Source organism: Variovorax sp. PCZ-1, assembly GCF_018413605.1.
In the GTDB taxonomy this organism is placed as follows: domain Bacteria; phylum Pseudomonadota; class Gammaproteobacteria; order Burkholderiales; family Burkholderiaceae_C; genus JANMDU01.
On sequence record NZ_JAHCDN010000013.1, the window covers coordinates 1 to 1,678 of the forward strand.

1 protein-coding gene is annotated in these 1,678 nt (G+C 50.2%); it reads left to right on the plus strand.

Annotated features, from left to right (window positions below):
* Positions 1–161 precede the first annotated feature (161 nt).
* Positions 162–1,678 (plus strand): UvrD-helicase domain-containing protein (locus tag KIH26_RS16850; RefSeq protein WP_213446856.1); only part of this gene is annotated, 1,517 nt, incomplete at its 3' end.

The window sequence follows — 1,678 nt, forward strand, 5'->3', positions numbered from 1 at the left end:
AGCTTCATCAAACAATTACATCGCGTCGATTTACCGTGAGAGACAAACCACTTTTCATCCCCGAATGGACTCAGGCCAATGCGCGTGAGCGAGCTATCAAGCCTGTCTTGAGCGGCCTAGAGGCGGACTATGTGATACGACGGCCTTTACGGTTGCGTGACATGAAATGCGCCGCCGACGTGTTCATCGAACATCCCAGCCGTGGTTGGTTGATCTTGGCAGTTGATGACATAGAGTATGAGGAGCTGGTTCAAACCAGCATGCTGTACAGCGAAGAGCGCGAAAAATTCGAGCAGCGGCTGGCTAACCTTCAGTCTTTGCTCGGATCTGAAGGCAGTAGCAACATGCCTCGCCCACGTATATATGCGCTGTTGGTCATGTCCAAGTGCAAAAGTGGTCAAGTTAAAACCATTGTGAATCACTATCTCCAGCGCTTTGGCGTTGCTTTGCTTTCACTGGAGGAGTTCAACAAGCTCGGCAGTGCGCTGATCGCACGCTATGCTCGGCTATTGAATGCCATCCAGATGGAGTCTGTACGAACTCGTTACTTCCCAGAAACCGAAATAGCTCCGGCACTCACGACCCGGCGCTTCCTGAATCGTGGTCAGGCAGCATCGTTGCCAAAGTTTTATCTGGATGCTGATCAGGAATGGGCGAGCAAGCTTGATCTGGAGATGCCAGAAGAGCAAGATGGAATCGCCAAGGATGTGGGCCTGCGCTTGGTCAATGGTATTGCAGGAAGTGGCAAGACTTTGATCGCCATCAATCGTGCATTGATGCTGGCGAAAATTTACCCTGATCAGGAAATCCTGTTCTTGATTCATAACGCGCCAGTGGTTGACGATACGAATGTACGCCTGCATCGCACACTGGGCTCTATCCCTAAAAATCTGGTGATCGAGACATTCTTTGGTTGGGTTTTCCGACAATGGTGGGGGGTTTACAAAAAACAAGTGGTGATGATGAAAGTTCCCGCTTTGGAGAGATTTGTTGATGATCTAAAACGAAGCAAGCCGAATTCTTCTTTGCAGACACGTCAAATTTTGGACGAAATCGACTTCATCCATCAAACCATGATCCCTGACGAAGCGACTTACCTTGATGTAGAGCGGATCGGTCGTGGTTCTGCTCTTCAAAAGACGCAGCGTCGCGAGATGTGGCAGTACTACCAAGCCCTTAACAACGAGCTTTCTAAACGTGGTGAGCAAACCTGGAGCAGCTTGCCGGCGGTGCTGTCCTGTGATGAAAAAGCGATTGCCAAGATCAAGAGGTTTGAGCACATCATCGTTGACGAGGCCCAGTTCTTTGCACCCTCGTGGTTTGAGTTGGTTAAGCAAGCTTTGGCGATCAATGGCCGATTGTTCATGTGTGCCGATCCAAACCAAGGCTTCCTCAAAACGCGCCTGAGTTGGAAAAAAGTAGGGCTAGATGTGACACGTGGGCGTACAAAATGGTTGCGCCACTCTTACCGCACAACACGCGCAATCCTGCAAGCAGCACATCGCTTGTTGCCAGAGGTGAACGGCTCTGACAAAGAGGATTATCTTCAGCCGGATTTTGATGGTATGCGCGAAGGCTCGAAGCCGACACTCATTTATGTTGACTCGCATCCCGATGCTGTAACTCGACTGATCCGTGAAATCAAAGCGCAAAACTCCGGCCAGAACGCTTTGCCACT